This is a genomic window from uncultured Oceanisphaera sp. (assembly GCF_947495715.1).
Lineage (GTDB): Bacteria > Pseudomonadota > Gammaproteobacteria > Enterobacterales > Aeromonadaceae > Oceanimonas > Oceanimonas sediminis.
Genome location: NZ_CANLZU010000038.1, coordinates 1 through 6,713, shown reverse-complemented (window position 1 = coordinate 6,713; position 6,713 = coordinate 1). Strand labels below are relative to the sequence as shown.

Genomic DNA, 6,713 nt, shown 5'->3' with positions numbered 1-6,713 from the left:
AACCGCATCCCTGCGACGCTCAGCACATGACGTCCTGTCATGTGATGGTCGCTGGAGTAGAACCCTTCATCCGCCCCAGTGCTGCGGCGTCGCCTGAGGGAACGCCCTGCAGACAACTCGGTGCTTAAGGAGAGGCAGCAGAAGATCGGCTCCCACGACCGTGAAATGCCAAGGAAGGCATTTCCCGAGCCCCCATGGATGGGTTTATGGCGTGTCGCGGGAGGTGATTCTGTTGCCTCTCGTTCCGAGCTTTAAAATAGATCATATTTTTACTTAGATTGGTATGACTCACTGCACGACTTCCTCACAGCCTCCTCTCTCTGGTTGCCGAGATCGGCTGATGGTTGTACCGACCAATTGGCATTCTGCTTGCGATAAACATAGTCTTAAGCAAACGGCAAAAGGATGCTGCCATGAAGAAGATATACTTGATTGCCATGCTGGCCGTTGCCGCCGCCAGTGCCGAGACAGAGATAATAGAAGACGACACCGACTTGCCGGGCTGGGCCGTGGAGAGGATCACGCCCATGCACGACAGCATTTCTCACTGGGTTACCAACAATTCTCGTAATATCGACGGTTTTTTCGGTACCGACGACAGCCTGCATGTAGAAAACGGCTCCTACCTGCGCCTGAGCCAAGAGCTCGAATGGAGTGACGCAGAAGACTTCAGCGCCGAAACGGCGGCGCGTTTTCGCCTCGATCTGCCTACCACCAAAGAGCGACTACGCTTCATTATCGAAAGCGATCCGGAAGAGACCGAGGGCACCCTGGCCGAACAAGGTTCCAACCGGCTGCGTACCGATCAGCGTAGCCTCGGCAGCACCATTCTCGGTCTGAACAGACTCGGCAAACGGGATAAAAGAGAAGCCTGGAACCTGCAGGCCGGAGCCGGGGTCAAGGTACGCTGGCCGCCGGATCCTTATGTGCGTTTTACCGGTGAACGGCTGTGGCAACTCGAGTCACCATGGCAGCTGGAGTCCTACAATCGCGCCTCCTGGTTCAACGAGGAAGGCTATTCCATACGCAGCCGATGGGATGTCGGCCGGCCGCTGGATGAAAACCATCACCTGCGCTTTATCACCAATTTTCAGTGGCAAGAAGAAGTCGATACCCTGGAATATTCCGAGTCGGTGGAGCTGAACCAGATACTGGGCAAACGCAGCGTCATGCGTTACGCCATCGCCGCAGTGGGAAGAAGCACCTCGGATCCGAGGTTGCATGATTATTACCTGTACAGCCACTATCGACGCAATCTGCACCGGGAAATTCTGTTTGTCGATTTTATCCCGGAGCTGCATTTTCCCCGGGATCAGGATTATGACCCCCAGTTCGGCGTGACGCTTCGGCTGGAAGTCATGTTCAAGGGTGATTTGGTGTTTAGACGCTGAGCAAGCACAGACTCAAAGCGGGCGGAACAACCGGACATCGGCGTCAGCCACCAGGGCCGGGGCCAACTGCTCGAAATACTCCTTGATGTAAGGCTGGGCACAATGAGCTTCAAACGCTTCTCTGCTGGCCCACTGTTCGATAAACACACAATCCCAGGGCTCGCCGTTGGCACCGGCATAAGGCACTTCCTCGGTCAGCTGATACAGCAGACAACCATCTTCCCTGTGGGTATTGGCGATCAGGCTTTTCAGCGCCTGTTGTAATTCCTGGGCCTTGCCCGGCTTGGCGTTAAAACGGGCAACACAATATAAATCAGACATCATCGGCTCTCGGTAAGAATAAAGCCGATATGCTAATACATACCGGCCCCGCCTGCACAGTCCGGCCCCCTCGCCCGGCGCCACCGTATTTTTTCCTTCAATCGAACATTCCGCCCAAAATACCTGTTGACCCTCATCGGGTAACCGGTTAGAGTGACCGCAGCTCGAAAAATACGGCTATATTTATGTTCTTGTTACGATGTTCTAGTAGTACCTCGTCCTGTATTTCATAAGTTAAATCTGTATTTTTCCAAGCTCGTTTATTTATGGTAGATTTGTTTACAGGATTTAGGTATGTCTAATATCGTTAAAGGTAAAGTAAAGTTCTTCAATGAGTCCAAAGGTTTTGGTTTCATCGAGCAAGAGCAAGGTCCTGACGTGTTCGTACACTTCAGCGCCATCCAGAGCCAGGGTTTCAAGACTCTGGCCGAAGGCCAAGCAGTACAGTTCACTGTAGCTCAAGGTCAGAAAGGTCCTCAGGCTGAGAACGTAGTTCCTCTGTAAGAGACTACCTCACCAAGAATTCCTAAGCCGTGCCTCCGGGCGCGGCTTTTTTATTGCCTTTTTTCAACTCTCCTCTGTTTACCACCCTGCTCGATAAGGCCGATATCGCCAACCGATAACAGCCCGGCCTCACCCCTCTACGTTATCTATCCCTCCATTACGGCTAAAACCGGCCGATGGCATACCAGGACAGTAACTTGAGTAACGCGGCTCCGCTCAGAATACAGAGGCCAAGACTGAAGGCGGTATCCACACCGTAATAGACCAGTCCGGCGGTCAGCAGACTGGCGGTCAGCATTTGCAGTGCGCCGGACAGGGCGGCGGCGGCACCGGCCAGATCCCGATAGGGCTCCAGCAAGCGGCTCATCGCATTGGAGAAAGCCATACCATTACCCAGAGCCTGAGTAAAGATGGCGCTGATCACCCAGACCGGCTGTAATGGCATCACCAGTATCCAGACACCGGCAGACATCTGAACAAAAGGACTCAGGCGCAGCATGTCTTCGGCCGATACCCGGTGCTGAATCCGATTATTGATAATCCCTCCCAGCAATAATCCCATCGCCGGCAGCAGTGCCCAGCTGCCATATTCTGCCGCACTCATGCCGATTTGCCGCTGCATCACGTAAGGCATTACCGACACCGACACCATCATCAATGAAAACTGCCCCCACAACATGCCGCCATAACCGAGAAAGTGGCGTAACCCCAGCAAGTGGCGGTAGTTGAGGATAATGCTCTTCAGCTTCATCGAGCGGCGTTCGCCGTTATGGGTTTCCTTAAAGCCGGCCAGCAGCAATATCCATAGACCCAGCAGGTAAATAAACATGGCCACAAATACACTCTTCCACCCCAGGTGGTGACCGAGAATACCTCCTACCGCCGGTGCCGCAATCGGCGTAAAGGCCGCCGCCATAGCCACATAAGACAGCGCATTGCGCAAGGCCGCGCCCTCGAAGCGGTCGCGCAGCATGGCACGGGAAACCACGGCCCCACAGCCGGCGCCCAACCCCTGCAGTAACCGCCCCAGCAATAGCCATTCGAATGATGCCCCGGGCAACAGACACAGACCTACTCCCAGCAACGCCAGTGCCAGTCCCGCCAGCAGCACAGGGCGACGCCCCCGGGCATCACTCAAGGGGCCATACAACAACTGTACCGGACCAAAGGCAAACAGATAGGCAGAAACCAGCCACTGTATTCGATCCGGATCTTCGGTCAGGGTCTGACTGATGGCCGGCAGCACTGGTAACAACAGGCCAATGCTCAATTGTCCCATGCTGACAATAAGACAGGCCAGAACAAGGGTATGGGTCGTCGTAGTGGATGTTGCCACGCATCTTCCTCTGATTATGGTAATGGGATCAGGGCTGCAGGATTAAAGTGAGCTTTACTTTGACAAGTCGGGTATTCATTAAGCACAATCAAGGTTGAAAAATAACAAACAGGACTGCCTACATGACTGCCCAACCAGCAAACCCCCAATCGCTTCAACAGGCTTTTTCATTGGGTAACGGACAGGATGCGGCACTGAACTGGTTGCGCAAGAATCAGACTCATTGCGCCATCTTCCTCACCAATGGCATCAAGCTGGAAGGAATGATCAGTGCCTTTGATCAATACAGCATTCTGCTATCTGACCCCCGCGGTCAGCAGCAGTTGATTTATAAAGCCAAGATTTCCACTATTTCTCCCGCGACCCGCCGGCCGCCGCGTACCGGGGTTATTCTCAACAAGCCCCGCCGCCCCCGTTACGAAAGCCATCAGACGCCGCGAGAAGATAATCATCGCCGGGATGATCAATACGATCACCCCAACGACGACGATCAGGGCTAATTGCTTTCGTTGCTCAATAACAAAAAGGTCAGCTCAAGCTGACCTTTTTGTTATCAACGGGGAGGCTTTTGTCTCCCCGCTCCCGGATTTCCGCTTACGCGGCCACCAAGGTTAAATCAGTTCCAGCTCTTCCATCACCCGGCGAATGCGTGCCTTGGTGCTTTCCTGCAGCGGCACCACGGGAATACGACAGTGCTCGCTGGCCAGCCCCAGCAACGACAGACCATATTTGGGACAGGCCGGATTAGGCTCGGCAAACATCACCTGATGCAGCGGCAGCAATCTGTCCTGCAAGGCGCGGGCTTCTTCCCATTTGCCGGTCAGGGTCAGCTCCTGCAGCTGAGCACAGAGGCGTGGGGCCACGTTGGCGGTCACCGAGATACAACCCTGACCACCGGCCACGTTGTAAGACACGGCAGTACCGTCTTCACCAGACAACCAGGCAAACGGCTTCTTGATCAGCTGACGTTCGGCCCAGGGGCGCGCCAGATCACCGGTCGCGTCTTTCACCCCGACGATGCGCGGCAGCTCGGCGATGCGCGCCATGGTCTCGGGCTGAATATCGACCACCGCCCGCGGCGGAATGTTGTAAACGATAATCGGCAGTTCGGTGGCATCGTGCAGCATCTTGAAATGCGCGTAAAGGCCATCCTGGCTCGGCTTGTTGTAATAACCGGCCACATGCAGGGTAGCATCGGCACCCACCTTCTGGGCACAGTTGCTGTATTCAATCGCCTCTACCGGGTTGTTGGAGCCGGCACCGGCAATCACCGGCACTCGCCCTGCGGCCTGTTCCGCCACAATTTCAATCACCCGGCAATGCTCGTCATGAGTCAGGGTCGGACTTTCCCCGGTGGTGCCGACCGGCACAATGCCGTGAGTACCCTCCTCGATGTGCCAGTCAACCAGCCGGCGCAATGCCGCCTCGTCGAGTCGGTCACCGTCAAAGGGGGTAAGCAGGGCAACTAAAGAACCGCGAAACATGGAAACTCCTTCTCCTGGCTAGAGGATTGAAAAATTTAAATAAAAAACCCCGGTCGCTGTTGCATCACCGGGGTTTGAGAACATCTTGTCTTGATGAAAATCAGGCGTCGGTCACGCAACAGAGGCTGCCGCTTTTCGTTTAAGCGGTTTTCCCGGTTTACGTTTAACGATAAAAACCATGAGTTGCACCTGAAAAGACCTTGAACAGCATCTTTTGCTAATGACCGACAAATGTCAAGAGTACCGGTGGCATGTATAATGCCCAATTGATTTATTTACCGCGGAGCCCGAGATGTTTGAGGCCTTGACCCCGGTCAGCGAAATGCTGACCCGTAATCTGGATATTCTGAGCCGCCAGCCCTTGCTGGTATGCGGTTTGCTCGAAGACAAGCTTCCCGGTCTGCTGGCCGAGGCCGGCCCCGCACCCCGGGTGTTTACCACCGATTTTCGCTATTTTCAGTGGCAACAGGCCCAGGGTTTTGCCGATATCGAATTTGGCACCCGCCCCGCTCCCGGTAGCGCTGCCGGCCTGCTGTTGCTGATGCCCAAGGCCAAGGCCGAGGCCGAGTACCTGCTGGCCGCCTGCCTGCCATTGCTGGCGGTCGGTGCCCCGGTGTTTATCGCCGGAGACAACAAGGGAGGCGTCAAATCGGCGCCCAAATTACTGGCCCCCTACTGCGAGCAGGTCAACAAGCTGGACAGTGCTCGACGCGCCAGCCTGTATCAGGCCGAACTGACGACCCTGCCTGCCCCCTTTGCCCTGGCCGACTGGATCAGCCGTTATCCGCTGGAAGAAGAGCAACTGCAGATCTGTGCCCTGCCTGGCGTATTCAGTGCCGGCCATCTGGACTCGGGCTCGCGCCTTCTGCTGAATACCATCAGCTCCCTCAAGGGGCGGGTACTCGACTTCGGTTGTGGTGCCGGCGTCATCGGCGCCAGCCTGTTGAAGCGTAATGCCGACATGACGCTGGAATGCATCGATATCAACGCCCTGGCGCTGGAAGCCAGCCGAATGACACTGGCGGAAAACCGGCTCGACGCCAACGCCAGGGTCTATGCCTCCGACGGCCTGAGTCAGGTGAGCGGCAAGTTCAATCACATCATCAGCAACCCGCCCTTTCATGCCGGCCTGAAAACCTTTTATCACACCACCGAAACCCTGCTGAGTTCGGCCGCCGATTATCTGCTGCCGGGCGGCTCACTGATCCTGGTCGCCAACGCCTTTCTGCCCTATCCGGAGTTGATAGAAAAGAGCTTTGGTCACTGCGAAACCCTGGCCGCCACTGGCAAGTTCAAGATCTATCGAGCCAGACGCTGACTTTACGTGCGTAATTAGCCCACCTTTTAACCAACCGGCCATGAGCGCCGGTTTTTTTAACTTTTCTCGAAAACTTCGTATTGACGAGCGGAAAAAAATCTATAGAATTCGCAGTCCTTGGCAACGCGAGGGTGGCGGAATTGGTAGACGCGCTAGCTTCAGGTGTTAGTGTCCTATGGATGTGGGGGTTCAAGTCCCCCCCTTCGCACCAAGTTACCGCAAGGTAACGGACGCCAGGAAAACAGATGACGGCCTCATCTAAAACAGCCGGACAATTTGAGTATGCGAGGGTGGCGGAATTGGTAGACGCGCTAGCTTCAGGTGTTAGTGTCCTATGGATGTGGGGGTTCAAGTCCCCC

7 protein-coding genes and 1 tRNA gene are annotated in these 6,713 nt (G+C 55.3%); 5 read left to right on the top strand and 3 right to left on the bottom strand.

Features of this window, described 5'->3' with window-relative positions; all coding sequences use genetic code 11:
- Positions 1–413: 413 nt before the first annotated feature.
- The gene (locus Q0753_RS16415; protein ID WP_298723651.1) at positions 414–1,391 is read left to right on the top strand and encodes a hypothetical protein; all 978 of its coding nucleotides are present in this window, start codon (positions 414–416) and stop codon (positions 1,389–1,391) included.
- A 12-nt stretch (positions 1,392–1,403) separates the two neighbouring features.
- Here Q0753_RS16415 and Q0753_RS16410 read toward each other — a convergent pair whose 3' ends face one another.
- Positions 1,404–1,715, bottom strand: a complete 312-nt coding sequence (locus tag Q0753_RS16410; RefSeq protein ID WP_298723648.1) for a putative quinol monooxygenase — start codon at positions 1,713–1,715, stop codon at positions 1,404–1,406.
- 291 nt (positions 1,716–2,006) lie between these two features.
- Here Q0753_RS16410 and Q0753_RS16405 point away from each other — a divergent pair, with 291 nt between their 5' ends.
- Positions 2,007–2,216 carry a cold-shock protein gene (locus Q0753_RS16405; RefSeq protein WP_071472183.1) on the top strand — a complete coding sequence of 70 codons (210 nt, stop codon included), beginning with the start codon at positions 2,007–2,009 and terminating at the stop codon, positions 2,214–2,216.
- Positions 2,217–2,379: 163 nt separating this feature from the next.
- Here Q0753_RS16405 and Q0753_RS16400 read toward each other — a convergent pair whose 3' ends face one another.
- Entirely contained in the window at positions 2,380–3,552 is a 1,173-nt protein-coding gene (locus Q0753_RS16400; RefSeq protein WP_298723645.1) for an MFS transporter, read from the bottom strand.
- Positions 3,553–3,674: 122 nt separating this feature from the next.
- On the opposite strand from Q0753_RS16400, the gene hfq reads away from it, so the two are divergent.
- Entirely contained in the window at positions 3,675–4,052 is a 378-nt protein-coding gene (gene hfq / locus Q0753_RS16395; protein WP_298723643.1) for an RNA chaperone Hfq, read from the top strand.
- A gap of 111 nt (positions 4,053–4,163) precedes the next feature.
- On the opposite strand, the gene dapA is transcribed toward hfq, so the two are convergent.
- Complete coding sequence (dapA, locus tag Q0753_RS16390) at positions 4,164–5,036, bottom strand: 4-hydroxy-tetrahydrodipicolinate synthase (protein ID WP_298723642.1); 873 nt, start codon at positions 5,034–5,036, stop codon at positions 4,164–4,166.
- A 292-nt stretch (positions 5,037–5,328) separates the two neighbouring features.
- Between dapA and rsmC the strand changes: the two genes are divergently transcribed.
- Both rsmC and Q0753_RS16380 read left to right on the top strand, forming a co-directional pair.
- The gene (gene rsmC, locus Q0753_RS16385) at positions 5,329–6,354 is read left to right on the top strand and encodes a 16S rRNA (guanine(1207)-N(2))-methyltransferase RsmC (RefSeq protein ID WP_298723641.1); all 1,026 of its coding nucleotides are present in this window, start codon (positions 5,329–5,331) and stop codon (positions 6,352–6,354) included.
- A gap of 125 nt (positions 6,355–6,479) precedes the next feature.
- Positions 6,480–6,565, top strand: a tRNA-Leu gene (locus tag Q0753_RS16380).
- The last annotated feature ends 148 nt before the right edge of the window (positions 6,566–6,713 follow it).